Source organism: Capnocytophaga periodontitidis, from assembly GCF_016126015.1.
GTDB classification, from domain to species: domain Bacteria; phylum Bacteroidota; class Bacteroidia; order Flavobacteriales; family Flavobacteriaceae; genus Capnocytophaga; species Capnocytophaga periodontitidis.
This window is the reverse complement of the sequence record NZ_JAEFDB010000016.1, coordinates 1-22,976: the sequence shown is the minus strand read 5'-3', so window position 1 is coordinate 22,976 and position 22,976 is coordinate 1. Positions and strand designations below refer to the sequence as shown.

Here is a 22,976-nt window from a genome sequence, read left to right as displayed (position 1 = left end):
CGTTTATGCACGTTATTTATACTTTTGTGTCATCAAACGATACAAAAACAAACAACCATTGTATGAAAAGAAATCTATTTTTATCAGTTCTACTATTATTAGTGAGTTGGAGTTATGCACAACAACGCACCATTCGTGGAACTGTCAGCGATGCTACTACTAAGGAGCCTTTGATGAGTGCTTCAGTAGTAGTGAAAGGAACTACCAAAGGTGTCAGCACCGATATGGATGGTAAATACTCCATAGATGTAGCGGTGGGACAGACCTTAGAAGTCTCTTTTATGGGGTATGTAACCCAGAATGTAAAAGTAACTGCCAATACCCATGTGCCTTTGCACATTGCTTTGGCTGATGAACAAAAAAAGCTCGAAGAAGTTGTAGTTGTGGGTTATGGAGTTACTAAAAAACGTGACTTAGCAGGTGCTATCACCTCTATCAAAACAGGTGATGTGAAAGCTGGTGTAGTAGCCGATATGTCACAAATGTTAAAAGGGCGTGCATCAGGTGTACAAGTACGTCAGAATTCATTAGAACCTGGTGGTAATGTATCTATCCGTGTACGTGGTGCTTCTTCAGTGAGTGCCGATAATGAACCCTTATATGTAATCGACGGATTTCAAACCGACAATATGTCGCAAATTAGCATAGACGACATCGAGTCTATAGAAATCTTAAAAGATGCTTCTACCACTGCTATTTATGGCGCTCGTGGTGCCAATGGGGTCATCCTTATCACTACTAAAAAAGGTAAAGAAGGTTCTTTCAATGTAGAGTATTCTAACCAAACGGCTTTTAAAAATATGTATAACCCTTGGGATTTACTCGATGCTGGAGAAACCATTGCTCTTACTCGCCGCCTATATAATGAAACTGGGTTAGCTAAATATAATAAATGGACTGCTGCTCAAGCTACTTACCGCGGTAAAGGTACCGATTGGCTCAAAGAAACTACTCACGATGCTTTTACTGTATTACATCAACTTTCAGTATCAGGAGGTACCGACCGCCTTTCTGCTTTTATGTCGGCTAATTACCTCACTGAACCTGGTATATTGCTCAATACTGATTATAGCCGTTACGGCGGACGTGTGAATTTACAGTACAAAATTAGCCCAAAAGTAAGAGCTGGAGCTAATATGAACTTTTCCCAGTCTAAAAAGAAATTCTTAGATATGGGTACTATCTCTTCCGATAAAAATATAATGTACCGTATTTTTAACTTAGAGCCTTGGAAAAACAAAGAAGGTTTTGATGTCTTTGGAATTAAAGCTCGTCGTCCAGCAGTATTCGAAGAAATGAATGGAGCTCAACTCTATCGCCACTTCAATACGATGTATGCTACCGCTTATGCCGATATTGACCTATTGCCTTCTCTTACTATCAACGGTCGTTACACCTATGCTTACGACCATCTAAAAACCGAAAAATACTATGACCGCTCTACCTCTATCGGTCAAGCTTATAAAGGTCAAGCCTTCCTTAGCCACGAAGAAAACGTAAAACACCAAATTGAAGGTGTTGCTACTTATCACCCTAAAATGGAAGGTAAACACGATATAAAAGTAACCGCAGGTACTTCCTACATTTATCAAAGGGGCAAAGGTGATGAAGTTCAAGCCTATGGTTTCGCTTCTGATGTCTTCTCCTTCAAAAACATCGGCGCTGCCCAACACTTAGATTGGATAGGCTCCGGAGAATCTTCTATCAAAAAAGGTTCTGTTTTTGGTCGTGCTGAGTACATTTTTAACAACCGTTATATCCTAAATGCTTCTGTTCGTGCCGATGGTTCTTCAGTGTTTGGAGCCGACTATCGTTGGGGAATTTTCCCCGCAGGCTCTTTAGCTTGGCACTTAGGCGAAGAAAAATTTATGGCTTGGACAAAACCCGTGATTTCTCGTATCAAATTGCGCACCAGTTACGGCCTTAGCGGTAATGATGGTATCCGATTTGGACTCTCTCAATACCAATATTCTGTACGCGATGTGTACATAGGAGGTACTGAAGGCACTAAAGGTATGTATCCTTCCAACCCCTATAATCCAAAACTCCGTTGGGAAACTACCGCACAATGGAATGCCGGTATTGATTTGAATATTGCAAGTGTTGAACTCAGTTTTGACTACTATATAAAGCGCACTCACGATTTGTTAAACCCCGACCCTATTCACCCTTCTGGTGGTTTCCCTAACTATGTAAACGATGGCCGCCGTTTCGAGTATACCGCTATGATGGTAAACGATGGTGAAGTAGAAAATCGCGGATATGAAATAGCTATCAAATCTACTAATATTAATAAAAAAGGATTTACGTGGAATACCGCTTTCAATTTTGCTCACAACCGCAGCGAAGTGTTAAAACTCAATGATGGCAAACCTCGTTTCCAATACATACGCCCTCACGGTTCTTATGAAGAAAAAGAATATATGATGCTCAAAGAAGGTGAACCGCTCAGTGCTATCTATGGTTATGTGTTCGACGGTATTATCCAGCAAGGAGAACAATATGCCCCTCAAATCAAATCTGTGCCTGGTGATCCTAAGTTTAAAGACCTTAATGGCGATGGTAAAATAGACGAAAACGACCGTACTGTACTAGGAACTGGTATCCCTAAAACTATCATTGGGCTCAACAATAGCTTCACTTATAAAGATTTTGACTTCTCTTTCTTCTTTGAAGCTTCTTTAGGTGCTAAAATGCTCAACCTTACACGCATCTACCTCGAAGATAACAATCGTTTAGCCGCTTCATCCGATCGCTGGACTCGCGCTCACGCTTCCAATAGCGTTCCTCGTAACGGCTATCAAAAAAATGACGGTTTGCTTTATGGCTCCTATGTAAACTCTCGCTTCGTAGAAGATGCCGATTTTGTAAAACTCCGCAATATCGAATTAGGGTATACTTTCAATGGTAACAAATGGAATATGAAAACCCTCAAAACAATGCGTATGTTCGTAGGTGGTCAAAATCTGCTCACCTTTACCAAATATCAAGGTTTTGACCCCGATATCAGTACCAATGGTAGCAGTGCCATCGCACAAGGGTTAGATTTGAACTCTTATCCTGCTTATCGCACTATCAACTTTGGAGTGAAATTAACATTTTAACACTAAAAGAAAATGAAAACGAATTACAAACTATATACCTTAGTAGCTGCCTTAGGTTTATCATTTACAGCTTGTGAACTAAAAGAGGATCTCTCCTCTGTTTACAACGTAAATAATGCCTACACTACTGAAGAAAACGCTCAAGAAGGGGTAAATGGTATCTATAGATATTTAAACTCTGCCACTCACCCAAGTACCTTCTACATCAACGACCTTTCTACCGATGACGGATTCAAAGAAGGTAACGACTTCGAAATTTTAAATAATAATGGGCTTACAGGTAACATCCAATTATTAACAAGCTATAATGGCAATTGGCAAATGATAGGTTGTGCCAATACTGCTATTGATAATATAACAATGATACCCGAAACCCGTTTTAAAACCGCCGATAAGAAAGTAGAACTTTTAGCCGAAGCTCACTTTATGCGCGCTTTCGCCTACTATCAGCTCACTAACACTTTCTACCGTGTTCCTCTAATTACCAATGGTTACTATGCTGCTACCGCTAATCCTACTTTAGCTACTGTAGAAGAACTCGATAACCAAATTGAACAAGACTTGCTTATCGCAACTAATAATTTACCTCTAGAGTGGAGTGTAAACGGAAGTGATGCTGGTCGACCTACCAAAGGGGCTGCTTATGGTTACTTAATGCGTCTCTATATGCGTAAAGCAGGCCGCCTACGCGAAGAAGGTAGTGATGCTACTGCTGCTTGGCAAGCGGCTTTAGTTTATGCTAACCAAGTAATCGCTACTGGTAAATACACCTTGCTCGCGCACCCCTTCGATCCTTTCGACCCACGTACACGTGCTTCTCTTTACAACAGCGAAATTATCTTTGCAGTGCGTAGTAGTGAATCAGTACCCTCAGGAGCTTCCGATTTAGCACTCTATTTCACTTCTTGGGATTACAACAAAGGTTGGGACATCTTCAATGTGCCTTTAGAACTCTATTGGCAGTTTGATAGTAGCGACGAACGACTAACCCAATTTATCAAAGGCGAATTTTTAAATGTCAATGATGCCAATCAAAAATATGTCGCTCCTACTTTAACTCAAATGGGCACCCTCAACAACGAGGCTTCAAGCCCTCGCATTACAGAGCTCGCCAATGTGTATACCGATAAGTATTTCTACGAAAAAGCAGGTACTTATAATTATAATACACCCAACAACCTACCTCTATTGCGCTATGCCGATGTACTGCTCTCTAAAGCCGAAATACTCAATGAACTCAATGGCCCTAATCAAGAATCTGTAGATTTGATAAACCAAATACGCCAAAGAGCTTTTCAAGGTAGTTCTCACAATTACATCTTGGCTAATTTCCCTACAAAAGAAGAAATGCGTAGCAAATTGTGCGACGAACGCCTCTTTGAATTTAATATGGAAGGCTTGCGCCGTATCGACCTTATCCGTATGGGCTTGTGGAAAGATCGCTTAGATAAGTATATGGACACTATCAAACAAAAATTAGAAATTAAACAAACTAATCTCAATGCGAGAAGAGACCCTAATGTAGTAAAAAAACCTTACGACTTAAGCCCTCAATGGAAAGTATATCCTAAGTTCAACAGTCCTCTAAAAGTGTACGATATGCGTCGTTATTACCCTATACCAAGCGTATATAGCAATAAATTTCCCGACTTGCAAAATAACCGCTCCTTTAGAGAACAATAATTTTAAACATAACAAAATATGAAAACCTATACTAAACCTATACTAATAGTTGCAGCGATACTCAGCACCATCAGCTGTAGTAAAAGCGATGTTGATGGGCGTTTTAGTGAGAACCCTAAAAGTGAGATAGGCACACCTCAAACAGGCTCCGCTGATACTGCCAAACAAATCAAATGGAATTTCGACAACACCAACGATTGGATCAATGCCAGTCAAGGTGAAAATGCCAATGTTTCACAAACCTCTCTCGAAAGCAATACACAAGCTGAAGACGGTAAAGTAGTGAAAATCTATACCGAAGCCAATACGCAACAACGCAAAAAGCTCAAAACCAAAAAACAATACGGTGCTGGGCTCTATACTTGGCGTACCTATATTTCCGACTTGGGAGCCACTGAACGCGTGAGCATAGGTTCTTGGTTGTGGAATAGCGACAAACACGAACTTGATTTTGAAGTGGGTTCTGGTACCGCTAAAGAACGTGAAACCCTTAAAACTTCCGATGACGAAGTGATTGCCTACATCACCAGTCAAGATAATCCTTTTGTACAACAAAAAATAAAAATCAAAAAGAATGCTTGGCATACCTTTAAAATCGACTTGCAATTAATTGGCGATAAATATTTTGCAACTTGGATTATCGATGAGGTAAAATGTGCCGCTCAACAGCTTAACTACGGTCAAGAACACCCTTTCCACATCTTCTGTAGTACCGAAAATCTTAAATTTATAGGTGATAACTGGCCTTACCAAGAAAACTATGGCTTGTGGGATTATGTAACTTATACCCCTTATTCTTACTCTATAGCCCCTGTAGAACCTTCTACACAAACAAATCCAATAGACGAAACCCCTGAACCCGATAAAGGAGAAGTAAAACGCTGGGATTTCAATACTTTCCCTAATGATTGGGGCAAATGGACAAATGTAGGAGCTGACGGACCTGCCTTTAGCAAATTAGATAACGGCAAATTAATCCTTACCACCAATTCCTATTGCAATGTGTCAAAAGCATATTACAAACCTCAAGTAGGATATGGTAAATACACTTGCTCTATCCGTTTGCCTGAAGTAAACGAGTCGGCTAAAATACAAATGGGAATGATTCTCTATTTCTATACCGATACCCCAAAAACTATAGAACGCTTGTTCCAAATGGTAGCTCGTTATGGAAAAGATGAAGACCGCACTCGCCTCGGTGCTAAACAAGGTGAAATGCTCTTGTTTATCGCTTCTGCCGAACCTGGTTTGTCAAGCTACAAACAAGTCTTACAACCTAATAAAGATTATAAATTCACCATCGAATTGAAAAAAGCAGGTAATAAATATGTTGCGGTATATTATTTAGATGATAAACCAATACAAACACTTAAAACTAACTTTGGTGAAGATGACTTTAAGTTTGAATTAGGTATCAGTGCCGAATCTAATAGAGGCGATTGGCTACCAGGTAATAAACTGGAAGATCCTACTAAAAAATATAACGCTACTTTCAACTTTATTGAATATACCGCCTATTAGTAGTGAATCAATGTTTATCTCTATAAATGGCAAATTGATTTTTTCCAAAAAGGGGCTATCCTCTCTCATAGCCCCTTTTTCTTAAAAAAAGAAAACTAATAAAATTATATGAAACAACTAAACCTATTTTTAACATTTGTCTTTTTGAGCTTTTGTGTGAGTTGCAGCAAACAATCGAGTGATATTCCTGAGGTGACCATTGATAAAACCAAAGTGATGCGATGGGATTTTAAAACGCTTGACGGTTGGTTATTAGGCAATCAGGATGAGGATTACCCGCAAGGAAAGGACAAAGAAACTTATGCTAAAGCTGTAAGTGATTCTTACGCCAAAGATGGATGGGCTATGAAAATATGGACAAAAGCTTATACTGAACAACGCAAAAAACAAAAAACAGTACACCGTTACGGGGCTGGTATCTACACTTGGCGCACCTACATTCCACCAATGGAAACTGGTGCGTGGGCAAGTATAGGCTCTTTCTTGTATAACAGTGAAGGACACGAAATAGATTTTGAAGTAGGCTCAGGCGATGCTAAACGCAGAAAGAAATTAGGCGCAAAAGAAGGTCAGGTCGTAGTGTTTATGACCAGCCAAAATAATCCTTGGGCTCAAAATGCTGAAGTACTTATAGATAGTGACCAATGGCATACTTTCCAAATAAAATTAACTATCAACCCTCAAAATAACCATTACATTGCTACGTGGCTCATCGATGGAGTACAACACCTCCAGAAAGAACTCAACTATGGACAACAATATCCTTTCCGCATCTTTTGCAGTGTAGAAAATATAGATTTTATAGGCGACCACATCCCTACTAAAGACCATTATGCTTTATGGGATTATGTGATGTATGAACCTTTTACTAATGCTATTGAACCTGTAAATCCTGATAATGAATAACGCTTTCCCTCATTAAAACAATTGAAAAAAACTTAAATATAAACCTAAATAAATATGAAAAGATCAATTATTATTTTGTTTATAACCATAGGAGTACTTTTAATCTCTTGTAAAAAAGATGATAACATCGCTACTTATCAAGGCTCCTTAACCGATTTTTCGGTGGCTTTGAGTGGAACAAATTTCCTTCGTGCCGAAGTAACTGCTACTTTTAGCAGTGAAACACCTTTCCGCATTTTCTATTGGGAAGTGAGCCAACCCTCACAAGTGCAACACACCAATACTTATCAAGGAAAAGGAACTGAACACAAAACTCTGCTATTTCTAAAACCCGAAACTGAATACGCTTGCAAAATTAGCTATGGCAACGGATTAGAAACTGAAGCAAAACACTTCAAAACTAAAAGCGTACAATCATTTTTGCCAAATGCTACTCTGCAAGAGGACAAACTAAAAGACCCCATCAAAGGATATCTGTTAGCAAACGACCGCAAATCAAATAATATTTACCTAATGGATATGAACGGAACTGTAGTGTGGTATGAACCCGTACCCGATACTCCTGCAGTTGTGAACTACAACCCTCGTACACAACAATTCTACTTGCTCACCGATGCACCTTCCGAAGGACTCTTTGTATTCAACGCTAAAAAGCTAAAAATAATAGACCTTTTTGGGAATATCGTACTACAAAAAGAATTTGCATCTATCTCCGAACTGAAAAACCGCGAAGTACACCACGAATGCCGCCCCCTCCCCGATGGCAATATAGGCTTAGTAACCTATATTCATCAAACAGTAGACCTCAGTAGCAAAGGAGGCTCTCAAACAGATACCGTTACAGGCGACGGCTTTGTGATTATGAATACCCAAGGGGAAATCGTGAAAAAATGGAGCTGTTTTGACCACCTAAATCCACTTGACCACCCTAATATCACAACTAAAAAAGTGAAAGAAGACTGGATTCACGCCAATTCTATCGACCAAGATAGCGAAGGCAATTACTATATGACCACCAATCGCGATAGCGAGCTCTGGAAAATCAACGGTAAAACAGGCGAATTGGTGTATCGTGTGGGTAAAAATGGCACTATTAAACCTACCGAAAACCTCTTGTCTCACGGTATCCATTGTGCTGTGGTACAAGCTCCTAACGAAGTGTTAGTGATTGACAACGCACGCGAAAACAAAACTACAGGGTCAAGAGCACTTATCTATAAAGTAAACGAACATAGTAAAACCGTAAGTGTACCTTTGGAAGTAGCCTTGCCTAAAGGACAATTTTCAACCACTCGTAGCAATGTTCAATTCATAGATAATCAGCACGTACTTTTTGCCTTGAGCACTCAAAAACAAGTGCTCATTACCAACAGAAATACTACCCCTGAAATACATCGCACACTCTTATTGCCACAAACTTTTTATCGCGTAACCTATATACCAACAATCCAATATTAAACAATTTTCCAATGAAAAAACTTTTATTCAGCACGCTTGCCTTGTGTTTGATGGCTTGCTGTAAAGAAACAAAACCTGTAGTGAATTATGAGGTAATTCCACTACCACAATCTATTGAATACACTGAGCAAGAGCCTTTTCAATTAGATGCCAAAACGGTTATTACTTATCCGCAAGGCAACGCTTTACAGGAAAAGAACGCTTCCTTTTTAGCTTCTTATATTCAAGAACTTTCAGGAATGCCTATAAAAACACAAGCTGGAGTAACCAATGGCAAACGCATTGTATTGAAAACCGATTTGCAAAACGCAAACCAAGAGGCTTATCAACTCACTGTAACAAGCGACCAAATTACTATTGATGGTGCAAGCCCTGCCGGTGTGTTCTATGGTATTCAAACTTTGCGCAAATCTATTGATGTAACCCACCCTAAAGCCTTAGTTTTTCCAACTGTAGTTATAAATGATGCTCCCCGCTTTGCTTATCGCGGAATGCACTTTGATGTGAGTCGCCATTTCTTTACTGTAGATTTTATCAAGCAGTATATTGATATACTCGCACTGCACAACCTCAATAAGTTCCATTGGCATCTCACCGACGACCAAGGTTGGCGCATTGAAATCAAAAAATACCCTCGCCTTACTGAGGTAGGTTCAATGCGTAAAGAAACGCTTATCGGACATTTGCTCAAAGATAAACCCCATCAATTCGACGGCAAACCTTATGGAGGGTTCTACACTCAGGAACAAATAAAGGAAATTGTAAAATACGCTCAAGACCGCTATATCACTATTATCCCCGAAATTGATATCCCTGGGCATACCCTCGCTGTACTCACCGCTTATCCCGAGTTAGGTTGTACTGGTAAAGATTATGCTGTGGGTACTAAATGGGGCGTTTTTGATGATGTGCTTTGTGCTGGCAACGAGGCTTCATACAAGTTTTTAGAAGACGTTTTTGATGAACTTACCGAACTTTTCCCTTCTAAATACATTCATATAGGAGGTGATGAGTGTCCAAAAACACGTTGGAAAGAATGTCCTAAATGTCAGGCTAAAATCAAAGCTTTAGGCTTAAAAGGCGATGGAGAACACACTGCCGAGCAACAATTGCAAGGTTATGTAGTATCACGCATAGAGCAATTCCTAAAAAAGAAAGGCAGAGAAGTAATTGGCTGGGACGAGATTTTAGAGGGTAACAACATCTCACAAGATGCGATTGTAATGTCGTGGCGAGGCACCGAAGGGGGTATCGCAGCAGCACAACGCCACAACCGTGCTATTATGACTCCTCACTACAGTTTGTATTTCGATTATAATCAAGGGGAAGACCCCAGTAAAGAACCGCTTTCCATAGGTGAATACCTCCCCGTAAAAAAGGTGTATGACTACGAGCCTATCGACCCTAAACTCACTCCTGAACAAGGTAAATACATTTTAGGAGCACAAGCTAATTTATGGACAGAGTACATCGCGAGTCCTGCACACGCTCAATATATGCTCTTACCCCGATTAGCTGCCTTAGCCGAAGTGCAATGGACAGCCCCCGAGAAAAAGAATTTTCCTAATTTCCTAAAACGTTTGGGAAACCTGCTAAACTATTATCAGTTAAAAGGTTATCACTACGCCAAACACATAATGGGAGTTACCCCTGTAATCCAACCAGCTGCCAATAAAGACGGCATTCAAGTAGAGCTCCTCACCGTAGGTGATGGCAAGGTGTACTACACTACCGATGGCTCTACCCCCAATGCGAGCAAAACACTCTATACCCAACCTATTAAGTTGAGCAATGAGTTACTACTCAAAGCTGTTGCCGTACATAAGGATACTATAAGCGGAGTGTTTAGCTATCAATCCTTATTCAACAAGGCTACTTACAAAAAAATACAATTACTCACCGAAACCAACCCTAAATATACTTTTGGAGGAGCTACAGCCTTAGTCGATGCCCAAATAGGTGAAGATTCTTATATCGATGGACATTGGGTAGGATTCCCAGGTCGTGTAGGAGTAGAAGCAGTGATTGATTTGGGTAAAGAAGAAGAAATCAGCAATTTAAAAGCAGGTAGCTTAGCCGATACCCCTAACTGGATATTCCCTGCCTCGGAAGTTGCTATTTACAGCTCATCTGATGGTAAAAACTTCCAACTCATCACTCAGCAACCTTTGAAGATTGCTGAAAAAACCGACCCTATCAAGCGAGTACCTATCAGTTTAAACTTTGCTAAAACTAAAACCCGCTATGTAAAAGTAGTGCTCAAAGGTACTATAATCCCCGAATGGCACGAAGGTAAAGGCACCCCTGCCCTACTCTTTGTAGATGAAATCCAACTAAATTAATTTTGAAAGATACATTTTTCATACGTAATATTGCTTTTATTTAAAAATTGTGTAATTACACAATGGGGGCTGCCAGATAAAATCCGGCAGCCCCTTTTTATCACCTGATACCTGATACCTGACATCTCTTTTACTTTGCCAAAGTGTGAAACTTTGGCAAAGTTGATCTCCTCTCGCAACACTTACTAACTATTGACTTTTAACCACTTACGATTTTACTACCAAAAATAAATGTTAAAATTCTTGTATAGCGTAAAAATTGTTCATACTTTTACACCCGAATTAAACAACCGAAAACAATTTAAACACTATTTAAATGTGATTAAATAGCAATATAAAGACATAAATAATATTAGCGTTTCGCTTTACATTTTCCTTCTTATAGAAAACGACCATTTTTTAACATCAGGAAAGTGAAGTGGAAGTGCCTACGTTATAAGCGTGGGCATTCCTTTTTGCTTTGGTGTGCAGCCTTTGGTCGGGCTCTATAAGAGAAGTAATTAAGGAATGTTTCACGTTTTTTTATGTCCTTATATGAACAATAAAGGCGAAAACCGAAAAGCCTATAACAGAGTAGGTATGATTTTTAAATTTTTAACCAATGAAAAAAGTATTTTTGTATGCATTTTTAGCTATCTCATTAGTTTCTTGTGGGGGATTAGCTAAACAATTTGTAACCTTTACTGGTGACCAACCTTTACAAGAAGGTAAGAGTCGTATTTATGTAATGTTCTACAGTATGAATTCTACACCAATAATATCTCTATTTTGTAATGAGAATTTAATTGGTACAATTGATCACAATGGGTATTTAGCTTTTGATGTCCCATCAGGAGAAAAGTATTCTTTAGAGGCTACTACAGGGCGTCGTGAAGGCTACACTTGGAATGGTAATGCAGGTGAAGAACACTTTACAATTAATGCTAAGGACGGAAAGTCTTACTACCTAAAGCTAAGTTTTGGAAAAAGAGGGAAAGTAGGTGTTTATACTTTTGACTACATATCTAAAGAAGAGGGTGAAAGACTTATCAAAAGATTCCCTAAACCTAAATTGAACTATATAGAAGAAGATGAATAGTCTTCAATATCCAAATTTAACTTATAAATCTGACTATTTGAATTGCCCTATTAATTCAAACAGTCTCTAAAACTCAAAAACAATGAAAAAGATATTAGTAATTCTGTTTTTTGTATTCACTACAACAGCATTCTCTCAAACAGTTGTAGATGGACTAAAAGTATATGAGGGAAATATTAGCAATATGGAGGTGTTCTTTCCTAATCTTAAAAAATCAGAAATAAAAAACACCTTTGGTATTACAGACTGGGTTTACTTGTCGAATAATAATGTTTATTCGGTTGCCCGCTTTTATTTTCCAGAGTATGGAGAATATATGTATTTTCTAATAGAAAACTACACTGAGCCTTATAGCGATGTGTATAAAATCTCAAACACTACCGAATATAATAGACTGCTAAGTACTATGAAAAGGTATGGTTTCAATGCAACAAAGTAAATTTAAGGATATGAAAAAGATATTGATTTTACTTTGTTTAATTCTCTCAAACATAGCTGTAGCACAATCGGTAAGAGATTTAGATGCAAAGAATGGTTTTAGGCATTTCAAGTTAGGAAGTACTCCTGCTCAAAACAGAGATATTAAGAAACAAACACGACAGATTGATAAAAATCCTAATATCTCTGAATACGTTTACATAGGGAATGGCATAAAAACTGTTTTTAATGTACCTGTTTCAGAAGTACGACTAACATTTTTTAAAAATAAATTGTGTAGCATTCAGGTAGATCTTGGAGACATCGGCGAAGACAATGAGTTTACAGTAGCTCAGTTTCAAAACGTTCTATCTATTTTAGAAAAAGCTTATGGAAAGCAATGGTACGAACCTTCTAATAGCAGTGGTGTAATAATGAACGGAGCTATTTGGGATGGTGATAAAGTCCGTTTAGAGCTGTTTAGAGTAAATTTCTCCAAAGACTACAACAATCCTTCAGACTATGACCACAACAGCGGTTACATTCAAGTTTTTGACAAAGAAATGAACCGACAAAGAGCATTAAGTGAATTTTAAAATAGTACAAATATGAGAAGAATAGTTTATTTTTTAAGCTTCTTATTTGTTTATATTGGGTATGGACAGGTGAGCGACAATCTTAGAAAGTCAGCAGAACAAGGAGATGCAAGATCTCAATTTCTTTTAGGATTTGATTATGGTAGAAATAGTGATTTTAAAAATGCTTTCTACTGGTTTTCTAAATCAGCAAATCAACAAGATGCTGATGCTCAATTTTTCTTAGCTCGTGCTTATGAGAATGGAGAAGGTACCGAAAAATCAAAAGAAAAAGCTGAAATTTGGTTTAAGAAATCAGCTGAATTAGGAAATGCTGATGCTCAATTCCGTTTAGGCGGCCTATATTTTGAAAAAGAAGAATATGCTAAAGCTACATATTGGATTGAAAAATCAGCTGAGCAAGGTAATTTAGCTGCTCAATGCTTCTTAGGAGAATTTTACTATTCTGGAAAAGGCATTGAACAAAACTATGCAAAAGCTGCTTTTTGGTGGTTTAAAGCAGCGAACCAAGAAGTAGACATAGATAACGAGTCTCAGAGGAATGCATTAGCTAGAAGTCAGTATAGATTAGCAAGTCTCTATATACAAGGGAAAGGGGTTGAAAGTTCAGAAGAAAAAGGAAAATATTGGCTTCGTAAATCTTGTAAAAATTTTTATGATGAGGCTTGTGAAATATTGAATAAATTAAAAAAAATAGATAATGAATAATCTAAAAAACAAAACTATTGTAGTACTTCTAAGTTTATTGTGTATATTAATAGGATACTCACAACAAAGAGAAGCTAAAGATTTTATAGAAGAAGCTAAAGAAGGAGTTCCTGAAGCTCAGTTTAATTTAGCTCTGTGTTATGCAAGAGGGAATGGGGTAGAGCAATCTTATTCAAAAGCCGCTTATTGGTATGAAAAAGCTGCTAACCAAAACATAGTAGAAGCTCAATTTAATTTAGCAAATTATTATGAAAATGGGAAAGGAGTTGAACAGTCCTACTCTAAGGCTGTTTATTGGTATGAAAGAGCTGCAATGAAAGGAAATGATAGAGCTCAATTTAACTTAGCTCTTAGTTATTATGAGGGGAAAGGAGTAGAACAATCTTACTCACAAGCAGCTTATTGGTTACAGAAAGCTGCAAATCAAAATCACCCTGAAGCACAATGTAACTTAGCTATTCTTTATTATACAGGAAAAGGAGTTACTAAAAATAAATCCTTAGCTATTTATTGGGCACAAGAAAGTTGCAAAAACTTCAATGATAAAGGTTGTTCATTTCTAAATAATATAAAGTAAGTATTTTATGGCAGTTAAAAATTTTTCAGGTAAAACCTTTGTTGCTTTTGTCGATATTTCAGGCTTCAAAGTAATAATGAGTGAAGATAAAAGTCAAGCTGTTGGTGCTTTGAATAAGTTTTACCAAATAGGATATCAAGTTTTACAAGATTATCAGAACAAAGTAAATGGTATTTTTGTCTCTGATTGTGCGGTATTATTTGTAACAAAAAATACCTCAAAAGATGAACAATTAAATATATTGTTAGAAGTAGTTCAGAAAATTAACAAGCAAATGTTAGAAGAGAACTTTATGCTAACAACCAATATCTCTTATGGTGACTTTTATTATGAAGATAGAGTCGAATTTACAGGAATTTCAAAAAACTTATTACTTGGAAGTGCCTATTTAGAAGCTTATTTAGATAGTATTGCAAATCCTAAGATAGAAGCAGGAATGTGTAGAATCTTAAGTAAAAACATAGAAGACACAAGTTTCTTAGACAGTAATCAGTTCCTAATGAGAAAGAAACAACATTACTATTTTTATTGGAATGTAAATATTCCAGAGCAAATCGAAGCTTTTGAGAAAAATTATAGAAACGCTAAATATGATGGCATTTTACAATCACTAAAAAAATATCACTAATAATTTAAAAACACTATGAAAAATACAATACTTTTAGTAATGCTATTGTTAGCTATTATCAGCTACGGACAAGAAAAAACAAGAGTTTATAATGAATTGTTTGGGGATGACAAAGAAACATTAAAAGGAAATGTGAAAAGTGTCAAGGAATTCTGCTACGATCCTATTGAGTATTTTGGTGAAATAAAAAAAGGGAAGTTCAAATTTGATGGACGACTTATTATATGGAATCTTGACGGAAACATTATAAAAATTGAATCTTATAATGAAAAAGGAGAGGTAACGTCAAAACGAGAATATACATATTATTCTGATAAGAAAATAAAGGAATATATTCGATATTCAGCGTCAGAAGTAACCGACTTCATAAAATATGACAAACAAGGAAATCAATTTTCTGTACATTATGATTACAATAAAAATGGGAAATTAGAAAAAACTATCACTTCTATTCCATATTTCGATAAAGATAGTTTAGTAATTAAAAGAGAAGACTTTATAAACGAAGAAAAAGTCTTAGAGCGTTTTTATAAATATGATAAAAATAAGAATAAGATTTCACAAGAAAATTTTTATCTTTATGGTGGTTCTAAGACTAAAACTGTCTGGAAGTACAACAATAATAAGTTAGTAGAATACTTAGATTACGATAATGGCAATTTTTCAGAAAGTGTTAAATATGACGAAAAAGAGCGGTTAATAGAAATAAAAAAGGTTGGTGAGGAAGGAATTCATATCACTTCCTATAAATATGATGTAAAGAATAATCTTATAGAAGACACTTATAAAACAGATAAAACTTGTTTTATAACCACATATAAATATATAAACAACAACAAGTTAGAAGAAATTACAAAACATTGCAATAGTAAAGAAATAGAAAGCAAAGAAACTTTTAACTACGATTCAAATAATAATCTTATAGAAATAGCATCTTTTAGTAAAGAACCTACAAGAATTATAACAAGTAATAAAATTTTTAAAAACTTTGACGCTCAAGGTAACTGGACACAAAAAATATATTACTATAATGGAGAAGCAATTGGACTTACAGAACGAACTATTGAATACTATTAGTGAACTGCTAGATGATAACAATATAAATTCTATACTCATACTAGTACGCAGAACAGCTCGCCTTTTAAGATAAAATAATTTAATGAACGTTTAAATATTAACAATTTGATCTTTAAAAACAAAATATACCATTCCTTTTTCTCAGGAATTATGGGGTATTCTACTCTATTAGACCAATTAGGATGTATTTTGCAATGTATTAAAGAAATATAGTGGTATTCCTAAAAAGAACAAGAAGCTTTACTTGGTCTTAGAAATTGCTTGGTTCATAACTATAGATTAGCTAACAAGATTTACAATCAAATATTAAAACCTATGAAAAACATTCTTCTTATCATTACCCTATTCACCTCCTTATCTCTCTTTTCACAAGTAAGAAAAGAAGTAGAAAATGGTATTTGGGTAACCTTCCCTAAAAATCCGCAGTACAGTGTGGCACAAGGGGCGCGACAGTATATCGCACAAACAGACAACGCGGTGTGTATGGTGCAGAGTGTAGACCTACCTCAACGCTCTCAGTACTTAGTTGCTGAAAGAAACTTTTCAGAAACTCAAAAAAAAGAGGTAGCGGATAGTTTTCTCAACAACTATACTCAAGGGGTGATGGCTTCCTCAGGCAATACTGCACAAATAAGCTCTATCAAAAAGGGAGCTCACTATGGTAGAAAAATAAACTACTCCGCTGTGAATCCCGCTACGGGTGAGGTTACCCAGCGCAGTAGTATAGTGCTTTTTGTCCGTGCTAAAGTAGTGTCGGTAGAATGTATAGCAATGAACAACAGTTCCAAAGCTACTACCGAGATGAATAGCTTTTTAAACTCTATTACTGTGAGATAGTATTTTACAAAACATTTAAAACTTTGCCAAAAGTCATAGCCTTTATTGCTACAACTCTTGGCAAAGTCTTTCTTACTTCTTATCTTTTATCTCTTACCTACCCCCTGCTCTCCCACTCTACTTTTCGTGATACATACATCACAATAGCTAAAATGGTAAATAAACCAATACTGCCCACTAATAAAGCATAGTTTTCAAGCTGAATAATCACATAAATAAAGCCGTAGAGTGCCGCTAATGAAAGTCCTATAAAAGCAGGAAACTTCTTATTTTTCAGTATAGAAACCGAATACAAACTGATGAGTATTACCGTCATTACCGATGATATAAAGTAAGCAAGCGAGAAACTACTGTGTTCAGTAATAGAAATAAGTAAGGTATAGAACAAGATAAGGGATAAACCTATCATTGAGTATTGAAAGATATGAATCTTTATCTTGCTGATACTTTGTATCAAGAAGAATATCAAGAAAGTGAGAAAGATAACCAAATAACCGTATTTAGTAGCGCGTTCATTCTGTTGATATTGGTCTACAGGAATGATAAAATCTACATCATAAGTGTATTGCGCAATGCTTGGCAAACTTCCAAACGATTGTTGTGCAAACGGACGATTGATGTGCAACACCTTCCACGAAGCGTTAAACCCATTGGTATTTATCTGTTTGGTATAAGGCAAAAAGCTACCAGTAAAGCTGGGGTCAGCCCAATTGGAGGTAAGTGTGCCCTCGGTCGTCTTCCCGATAGGTACAATAGCTATCTTCTTGCTACCATCGTACTGCACCGTAAAACTAAACGACGGGTTAGCCAAAAACTCCTGATAGTTGATAAAACCTGTTTCAAGTGAGGACACCTCATTAGCTTTACTCTCATAGTCAGAGTAATAATTTTCATTATCACTTTGCTCATAGATAGGTTCAAAAGCGTAAGTCTTACCCCCTAATTGAATGCTTACCCCGTTTTTAATACTTGCAAGGTTAGTAGTGCAGATGAGAATTGTAGCCTTATCCCAACTGATATCCTCATTAGCAATTCCTTTAGTTGTAAAGTTAGGAGCTACATAACTACCTGTAAAATCCATAGTTGCATTAAACACCACCGACTCATAGTTATTGCGCTTCTTCACTTCAGTTTTTACATTCGAAGTATTTTTCAGTTCCTCGGGGAAGAAATAAGCATATTGAGTTTCAAAAACATTTTTGTTCTTGTCGCTATACACCTTATAAGGGATTTTGAGAATAGGTCCATAGAAAAAGACCTCGCGCCCCCACTTGCTATCAATCTCATTGATAACCTCCTGCTGACGTTCTTTGCGTTCTCTCACTAAGTTTTGCACTAATAAGAGCGGAATGAGCAATACCAAAGTAAGTGCCCCAATAAGCATCAAACGAAAAGTGTTTGATTGCCATACATTAGATGTTGTTGATGGTTTTTCTGGATACATAATATTTAAATTTACAATTAATAATTAACAATTAACACTAAAGCGCTTTGTAATTCAAAGTGCGTATATAAAAAAGAAAGGAGATAATATTCCTCCTTTACGGATTGTCCTCCTTCGGGGGTTTGGGGGCAAATTGGCAAATTTACTAATCTGCTAATTTTCCAATAATTTTCTCAAGTGCATTTAAATGCTCTTGGAAAGCCTCGCGACCCTTTTCAGTTACTTTATAAGTTGTATTAGTTTTGCGCCCTATAAACGATTTTTCAATAGTGATATACTCTTCAGCTTCCAAGGCACGGGTATGGCTTGCCAGATTGCCGTCGGTTACCCCTAAGAGTTCCTTTAGGGTATTAAAGTCGGCACTGTCATTGACCATCAACACCGACATTATTGCTAAGCGAATACGGTGGTCAAAAGCCTTATTGATATGTGCTAAAAAAGTTTTCAATTCAGATGTCAGATATCAAGTGTTAGGGATTAAAACTATTACTTTTTAGGTTTGATATAAAAATTTTTGTCGCTCAAAATATTAGTAATCATATATTTCCCTTTGTTATTTTTCTTCAATTGATAATCTACGCAAGTTTTCTTCTTTTCCCAGTCAGAAAGCAAAAAACATACTCTATATCTATCATTACCTAAAGAGGTAATTTTCAAACTGCGATTAAGAGTTTTTGCTTCATAGTCTTGTGCTTGTATAAAAGGGTCATATTCTGGTGAATTATCTTCGCGAGAGGGAGAAAATACTTTATTGAACAATTCCTTAGATACATATTTTAAAAATTGCTCTTCTTTCCATGAATTATCATCATATATTACTTTGTAAAACTCCTTCAAAGTAGCGATAGCCTTTTGGGTATCCGTATCATTGGTTTGTGCTTTTAGGCAGAGCCCTCCTATGAGGAATAATAGGGTTGTAATAAAAAATTTTGTCTTCATAGTATATTTATTATCCATCCCATCCTATATGGGTAATTTCTTTTCCTTCAAAATCTATTTCTAACAAATGATCAGGGGTAAAAATATCCCCAGCAGATATATGAGCAGCGACTCCTGTACTCCAAACATTCATACGACCTCTATATACCTCTAAAGTATCATACCAATTATCATCAGCTTGAGGTGTATATTCAGCACAATGCTCATTATAATAGCTAATGAGTGTCTCCTTAGCATCCGAAAGCCATTCTAAGTATTCCTTTATTTTGTTAAAACAGCTTTCTATAGGAGTATCTTTGTTTATAAAGAATGAAAAATCCTTTCCTTCTACTTCTTTGTTAAAAATCACTACTTTTTTCGCTGAAAGGATATACTCAATATCCAAACTAAATTCCTCTACTTTCTTGAAATCACCAATTTGAAAAGGTTGCTGTTTTTGCTTTGCTCTCAGTTTGCGAATATCCTTGATACAAAAAGTATTTTTATGCGTTTTGGCTTTATCTTCCAAAACTAATAGTTTGCTTTTCTCCTTATAATTAGTCGTATCTGCAATGCGTGAGAAAGTCTCATAAGCTGAGAGGTGGTATTCTAATAAGGTGTAAGTATCGGTAAGGATACGTTCTTCCTCTTTAGTGCGCTGGGTTTTAGCTTGCAAATCGTACAACAAATCGTACAATGCGATAGCTCCCTCGTGAGAACCTCCTGCTTTGCGAAAAGCATTAGAAGCATCGATATAGCGTTTTAAGATTTCGGTCATCATTTATTATTTTCGTTCATATTTGAAGTGCATAATGCCTCCATAGAGAATATGGCATACGCCAAAACCTAATGTCCAGAACAAGAGTCCGTAACCAGAGAAATATACAGCTAATAAGCCTAAAATAATTTCGGTAATACCGAGATAATGCACATCACCAAAGGTGTATTTACTCACGTTCACACACGCCAAACCGTAGAAAATAAGTGTCATAGGAGCTAACAGTCCGTAGTACTCATTTTTGATAAGCAACACACTGAGCAAGCCTCCTGTGAGTAGTGGAATCATAAAGTTATACAATGCTCTTTTAGCAGTAGGTGTTACTAAAGTTTCGCCATTGCGTTTGGCTTTGCGCACTGAAAATAAGTAAGCTGTGAGAATAGAAGCTACAAGCACCGCTAAAGCAATAGCTATAATAGCTTTAAAAGTTTTGCTTTCGATATACACATACGGATAATAGTTATAATGGTGCTGCAATAATACATACACTCCTGCTGCTCCCATAAGAGCATACACACCTGCCAATACCCCCGAAAGTCCGCTAAGCGAAAGAAAAAGGGTAGATTTACGCATCATTTGGCGTATTTCACGTAGATCCTCTAAATATTTATTATTTTCTTCCATAGTGAAGCACTTTGTGCCGCAAAGTAACTACTAATAGTTGTAACTGCCAAATATTTTTGAAACAATTTGTAAAAATATTTTTCTAAACACTGAATTTGAATAGGTTACAAAATTAAAAACTTTGCCAAAGGTTGTAGTAATGTGTTACAACCTTTGGCAAAGTAAAAATATTGATATGTACAATTAGAATTGTACGATGATAAACTCACTTCGGCGGTTAGCTTGGTGTTCCTCTTCGGTACAAGGTACGCCATTAGAGCAACCATTTACCAATTGCGTTTCACCATACCCTTTACCTGTAATTCTGTTTTTATTAATACCGTGACTTACAATCCATTTGATAGTAGATTTAGCACGGCGCTCAGAAAGTGCTAAATTATATTTATCAGAACCACGGCTATCTGTATGCAAGCGTACATCTACTTTCATTGTAGGGTGTTCTTTCATTATAGCTACTATTTTAGCCAATTGTTCTGCAGCATCTTTGCGGATATTAGCCTTGTCATAATCAAAATAGATGTTTTCTATCTTCAGTACTTTAGCTAAATCAGTACCTACCTCTATTTTAGGGGTTGCTGGAGGAACCGGGGTAAGCAATACCTCAGCAGTTACTTTTTGGGTGCTATTGAGAGCTACTGATTGTTGTCCGGATTGGTATTGTTCTTTTTCCGATTTGAGTAGCAATTGCAAATCACCACAATCGGCGGTGTAGAGAAGGGAAAAACGTCCTTCTTCATCGGCAGTAGTTTCTTCTAACAAAGTGTTGTTAGCTCCCCATAGCGTTACTTTTGCCATTGGTATAGTTTGCTTAGTATCAGCATCTTTTACCACCCCTGATAGGCTATATTGACAAGTAAAACGCAAGGGTGTATGCTCATAAAAACTATAAATATCGTCACTTCCTTTTCCTCCTGGACGGTTAGAAGTGAGATAACCTATCTTAGTTTTACTATTGATGACATAACAAAAATCATCTTCAGCACTATTGGCGGGACGCCCTATGTTCACAGGTTTAGTAATAGGGTTACCTTCTTCATCTAATTTCACTGCATAGATATCCAAACCACCCAAACCAGGAAAACCATCAGATGAATAGTAAAGGATATTATCGTCTGACACGAAAGGAAAAGACTCGCGTCCTGAAGTATTGATACGATCACCTAAGTTTTCAGGTTTTCCATAACCACTTTTGAGGATTTTAGCGCGATAGATATCTGAAGAGCCTAAAGTACCTTTCATATCTGATGAAAAGTAAATGTACTTGCCATCGGGACTGAGAGCAGGGTGTGCCACGCTGTGGATATTACTATTGAAAGGCAATTCTTGTACATCACCCCATTTGCCGTGTTTATCTTTAGTTGCTTTAAATATTTTTAGGAGCACGGTTTGGTCTCCATTAGTTTTCACTTCGTTGTTGATGAAGTTATTACGAGTGAAATACATTGTATTGCCATCTTTCGTAAAGGCAGCTGTTGATTCATTGAATTTGGTATTGATACCGTTCAATTTAGATTTTTTAGTAGCTTTCAAGCTATCGGTATTGGCTTCGTAAAGGCTATAGAAGTTATCACCTGTCCAATCGGAACGGCGCTTGAGGAATCCGCTTTTAGAAGTAGCATATACGATGTTATCACCATAGAAAGCTGTGCCATATTCCGATTTTTTAGTATTGATTTCTAACAAATTGAGCTCCATACGCCCTGAATTGCGTTTTACTTCCGCTTGATAATCTCTATTTTTGAGAAAAAGGGCAGCACGCGTATCTTGTTTGCCAGCCAATTCAACAAACTTATCCATTATCTTATCAGATTTATCGTAATCGCCCACAGTTTTGAGAGTTTGGGCATAACGATAGTAATATTCAGGTTTGATATTGAAAGGCTTGTTAGTTTTAGCATCTTTGCCTTCAAAAAGCTTGGCATACCACTTATTAGCTTGTTGATAATCGGCGTTGTAGTAATAAGCATTACCGAGATTTTCTAAAAGTTCTTGAGGTTGAGTACCTCTTTTGGCAATACTCTCATAAGCGTTGATAGCCTCTACATAATCTAAGTTTTTATAATGTTGAGCTGCTTTTTTGAGAGCATCTTTTTCATTTTGGGCATAGCCTATTTGTAGAGCTATTAGTGTAATAGCTAAAAGAAATTTTTTCATAAGTTTAATTTTCTTTTTTATTTTATGCTTGAATTTTTCTTTTGATGTTAGAAGAATCGAGGAGATACGATTTTTTTGTAGGTTTTTACCAATTCATAACGCAAGAAGATTTCGTGTGAACCTGAA

Annotated in this window: 20 protein-coding genes; 14 read left to right on the top strand and 6 right to left on the bottom strand. The window is 36.8% G+C overall.

Annotated elements, in window-relative coordinates; all coding sequences use genetic code 11:
- Nucleotides 1-62: 62 nt before the first annotated feature.
- From I7X29_RS14335 to I7X29_RS14270, 14 genes are all read left to right on the top strand, one after another.
- Complete coding sequence (locus tag I7X29_RS14335; protein ID WP_198475659.1) at nt 63-3,104, top strand: SusC/RagA family TonB-linked outer membrane protein; 3,042 nt, start codon at nt 63-65, stop codon at nt 3,102-3,104.
- Between the two features lie 12 nt (nt 3,105-3,116).
- Nucleotides 3,117-4,787, top strand: coding sequence for a RagB/SusD family nutrient uptake outer membrane protein (locus tag I7X29_RS14330; RefSeq protein ID WP_198475657.1), 1,671 nt, complete (start codon nt 3,117-3,119; stop codon nt 4,785-4,787).
- A gap of 18 nt (nt 4,788-4,805) precedes the next feature.
- Nucleotides 4,806-6,308 (top strand): toxin-antitoxin system protein, encoded by a 1,503-nt coding sequence (locus tag I7X29_RS14325; RefSeq protein WP_198475655.1) that lies wholly within the window; start codon nt 4,806-4,808, stop codon nt 6,306-6,308.
- Between the two features lie 108 nt (nt 6,309-6,416).
- Nucleotides 6,417-7,214, top strand: coding sequence for a hypothetical protein (locus I7X29_RS14320; protein WP_198475653.1), 798 nt, complete (start codon nt 6,417-6,419; stop codon nt 7,212-7,214).
- Nucleotides 7,215-7,268: 54 nt separating this feature from the next.
- Nucleotides 7,269-8,672 (top strand): aryl-sulfate sulfotransferase, encoded by a 1,404-nt coding sequence (locus I7X29_RS14315; protein ID WP_198475651.1) that lies wholly within the window; start codon nt 7,269-7,271, stop codon nt 8,670-8,672.
- Nucleotides 8,673-8,683: 11 nt separating this feature from the next.
- The gene (locus I7X29_RS14310; protein ID WP_198475649.1) at nt 8,684-11,014 is read left to right on the top strand and encodes a glycoside hydrolase family 20 protein; all 2,331 of its coding nucleotides are present in this window, start codon (nt 8,684-8,686) and stop codon (nt 11,012-11,014) included.
- Nucleotides 11,015-11,615: 601 nt separating this feature from the next.
- Nucleotides 11,616-12,092: a hypothetical protein gene (locus I7X29_RS14305; protein ID WP_198475647.1), complete on the top strand. Its 477-nt coding sequence runs from the start codon at nt 11,616-11,618 to the stop codon at nt 12,090-12,092.
- An 82-nt stretch (nt 12,093-12,174) separates the two neighbouring features.
- Nucleotides 12,175-12,531 (top strand): hypothetical protein, encoded by a 357-nt coding sequence (locus tag I7X29_RS14300; protein WP_198475645.1) that lies wholly within the window; start codon nt 12,175-12,177, stop codon nt 12,529-12,531.
- 10 nt (nt 12,532-12,541) lie between these two features.
- Complete coding sequence (locus I7X29_RS14295) at nt 12,542-13,105, top strand: hypothetical protein (RefSeq protein WP_198475643.1); 564 nt, start codon at nt 12,542-12,544, stop codon at nt 13,103-13,105.
- 12 nt (nt 13,106-13,117) lie between these two features.
- Entirely contained in the window at nt 13,118-13,813 is a 696-nt protein-coding gene (locus I7X29_RS14290) for a tetratricopeptide repeat protein (RefSeq protein ID WP_198475641.1), read from the top strand.
- Nucleotides 13,806-14,390: a tetratricopeptide repeat protein gene (locus I7X29_RS14285; protein ID WP_198475639.1), complete on the top strand. Its 585-nt coding sequence runs from the start codon at nt 13,806-13,808 to the stop codon at nt 14,388-14,390. The genes I7X29_RS14290 and I7X29_RS14285 overlap by 8 nt, the downstream gene beginning before the upstream one ends.
- Nucleotides 14,391-14,397: 7 nt before the next feature.
- Entirely contained in the window at nt 14,398-15,018 is a 621-nt protein-coding gene (locus tag I7X29_RS14280; protein WP_198475637.1) for a hypothetical protein, read from the top strand.
- Between the two features lie 15 nt (nt 15,019-15,033).
- Nucleotides 15,034-16,095, top strand: coding sequence for a hypothetical protein (locus I7X29_RS14275; protein WP_198475635.1), 1,062 nt, complete (start codon nt 15,034-15,036; stop codon nt 16,093-16,095).
- Nucleotides 16,096-16,410: 315 nt separating this feature from the next.
- Nucleotides 16,411-16,932, top strand: coding sequence for a hypothetical protein (locus tag I7X29_RS14270; protein ID WP_198475633.1), 522 nt, complete (start codon nt 16,411-16,413; stop codon nt 16,930-16,932).
- Between the two features lie 97 nt (nt 16,933-17,029).
- On the opposite strand, the gene creD is transcribed toward I7X29_RS14270, so the two are convergent.
- The 6 genes from creD to I7X29_RS14240 form a co-directional block, all read right to left on the bottom strand.
- The gene (creD, locus tag I7X29_RS14265) at nt 17,030-18,376 is read right to left on the bottom strand and encodes a cell envelope integrity protein CreD (RefSeq protein ID WP_198475631.1); all 1,347 of its coding nucleotides are present in this window, start codon (nt 18,374-18,376) and stop codon (nt 17,030-17,032) included.
- 145 nt (nt 18,377-18,521) lie between these two features.
- Nucleotides 18,522-18,824 (bottom strand): winged helix-turn-helix domain-containing protein, encoded by a 303-nt coding sequence (locus I7X29_RS14260; protein ID WP_198475629.1) that lies wholly within the window; start codon nt 18,822-18,824, stop codon nt 18,522-18,524.
- Between the two features lie 38 nt (nt 18,825-18,862).
- A complete protein-coding gene (locus I7X29_RS14255) occupies nt 18,863-19,315 on the bottom strand; it encodes a hypothetical protein (protein ID WP_198475627.1) in 453 nt (150 codons plus the stop codon).
- A gap of 10 nt (nt 19,316-19,325) precedes the next feature.
- The gene (locus I7X29_RS14250) at nt 19,326-20,072 is read right to left on the bottom strand and encodes a hypothetical protein (protein ID WP_198475625.1); all 747 of its coding nucleotides are present in this window, start codon (nt 20,070-20,072) and stop codon (nt 19,326-19,328) included.
- Nucleotides 20,073-20,078: 6 nt separating this feature from the next.
- On the bottom strand, nt 20,079-20,696 hold the full coding sequence (locus tag I7X29_RS14245) for a hypothetical protein (RefSeq protein ID WP_198475623.1): 618 nt from the start codon (nt 20,694-20,696) through the stop codon (nt 20,079-20,081).
- A 183-nt stretch (nt 20,697-20,879) separates the two neighbouring features.
- A complete protein-coding gene (locus tag I7X29_RS14240; RefSeq protein WP_198475621.1) occupies nt 20,880-22,850 on the bottom strand; it encodes an OmpA family protein in 1,971 nt (656 codons plus the stop codon).
- Nucleotides 22,851-22,976: the final 126 nt, after the last annotated feature.

Bases quoted from the DNA above. Each gene is read 5' to 3' on its own strand.
- creD (WP_198475631.1), bottom strand. From the start codon at position 18,376: ATGTATCCAGAAAAACCATCAACAACATCTAATGTATGGCAATCAAAC.
- I7X29_RS14300 (WP_198475645.1), top strand. From the start codon at position 12,175: ATGAAAAAGATATTAGTAATTCTGTTTTTTGTATTCACTACAACAGCA.
- I7X29_RS14285 (WP_198475639.1), top strand. From the start codon at position 13,806: ATGAATAATCTAAAAAACAAAACTATTGTAGTACTTCTAAGTTTATTG.
- I7X29_RS14325 (WP_198475655.1), top strand. From the start codon at position 4,806: ATGAAAACCTATACTAAACCTATACTAATAGTTGCAGCGATACTCAGC.
- I7X29_RS14245 (WP_198475623.1), bottom strand. From the start codon at position 20,696: ATGGAAGAAAATAATAAATATTTAGAGGATCTACGTGAAATACGCCAA.
- I7X29_RS14310 (WP_198475649.1), top strand. From the start codon at position 8,684: ATGAAAAAACTTTTATTCAGCACGCTTGCCTTGTGTTTGATGGCTTGC.
- I7X29_RS14295 (WP_198475643.1), top strand. From the start codon at position 12,542: ATGAAAAAGATATTGATTTTACTTTGTTTAATTCTCTCAAACATAGCT.
- I7X29_RS14250 (WP_198475625.1), bottom strand. From the start codon at position 20,072: ATGACCGAAATCTTAAAACGCTATATCGATGCTTCTAATGCTTTTCGC.
- I7X29_RS14315 (WP_198475651.1), top strand. From the start codon at position 7,269: ATGAAAAGATCAATTATTATTTTGTTTATAACCATAGGAGTACTTTTA.
- I7X29_RS14255 (WP_198475627.1), bottom strand. From the start codon at position 19,315: ATGAAGACAAAATTTTTTATTACAACCCTATTATTCCTCATAGGAGGG.
- I7X29_RS14305 (WP_198475647.1), top strand. From the start codon at position 11,616: ATGAAAAAAGTATTTTTGTATGCATTTTTAGCTATCTCATTAGTTTCT.
- I7X29_RS14270 (WP_198475633.1), top strand. From the start codon at position 16,411: ATGAAAAACATTCTTCTTATCATTACCCTATTCACCTCCTTATCTCTC.
- I7X29_RS14335 (WP_198475659.1), top strand. From the start codon at position 63: ATGAAAAGAAATCTATTTTTATCAGTTCTACTATTATTAGTGAGTTGG.
- I7X29_RS14330 (WP_198475657.1), top strand. From the start codon at position 3,117: ATGAAAACGAATTACAAACTATATACCTTAGTAGCTGCCTTAGGTTTA.
- I7X29_RS14290 (WP_198475641.1), top strand. From the start codon at position 13,118: ATGAGAAGAATAGTTTATTTTTTAAGCTTCTTATTTGTTTATATTGGG.
- I7X29_RS14275 (WP_198475635.1), top strand. From the start codon at position 15,034: ATGAAAAATACAATACTTTTAGTAATGCTATTGTTAGCTATTATCAGC.
- I7X29_RS14280 (WP_198475637.1), top strand. From the start codon at position 14,398: ATGGCAGTTAAAAATTTTTCAGGTAAAACCTTTGTTGCTTTTGTCGAT.
- I7X29_RS14320 (WP_198475653.1), top strand. From the start codon at position 6,417: ATGAAACAACTAAACCTATTTTTAACATTTGTCTTTTTGAGCTTTTGT.
- I7X29_RS14240 (WP_198475621.1), bottom strand. From the start codon at position 22,850: ATGAAAAAATTTCTTTTAGCTATTACACTAATAGCTCTACAAATAGGC.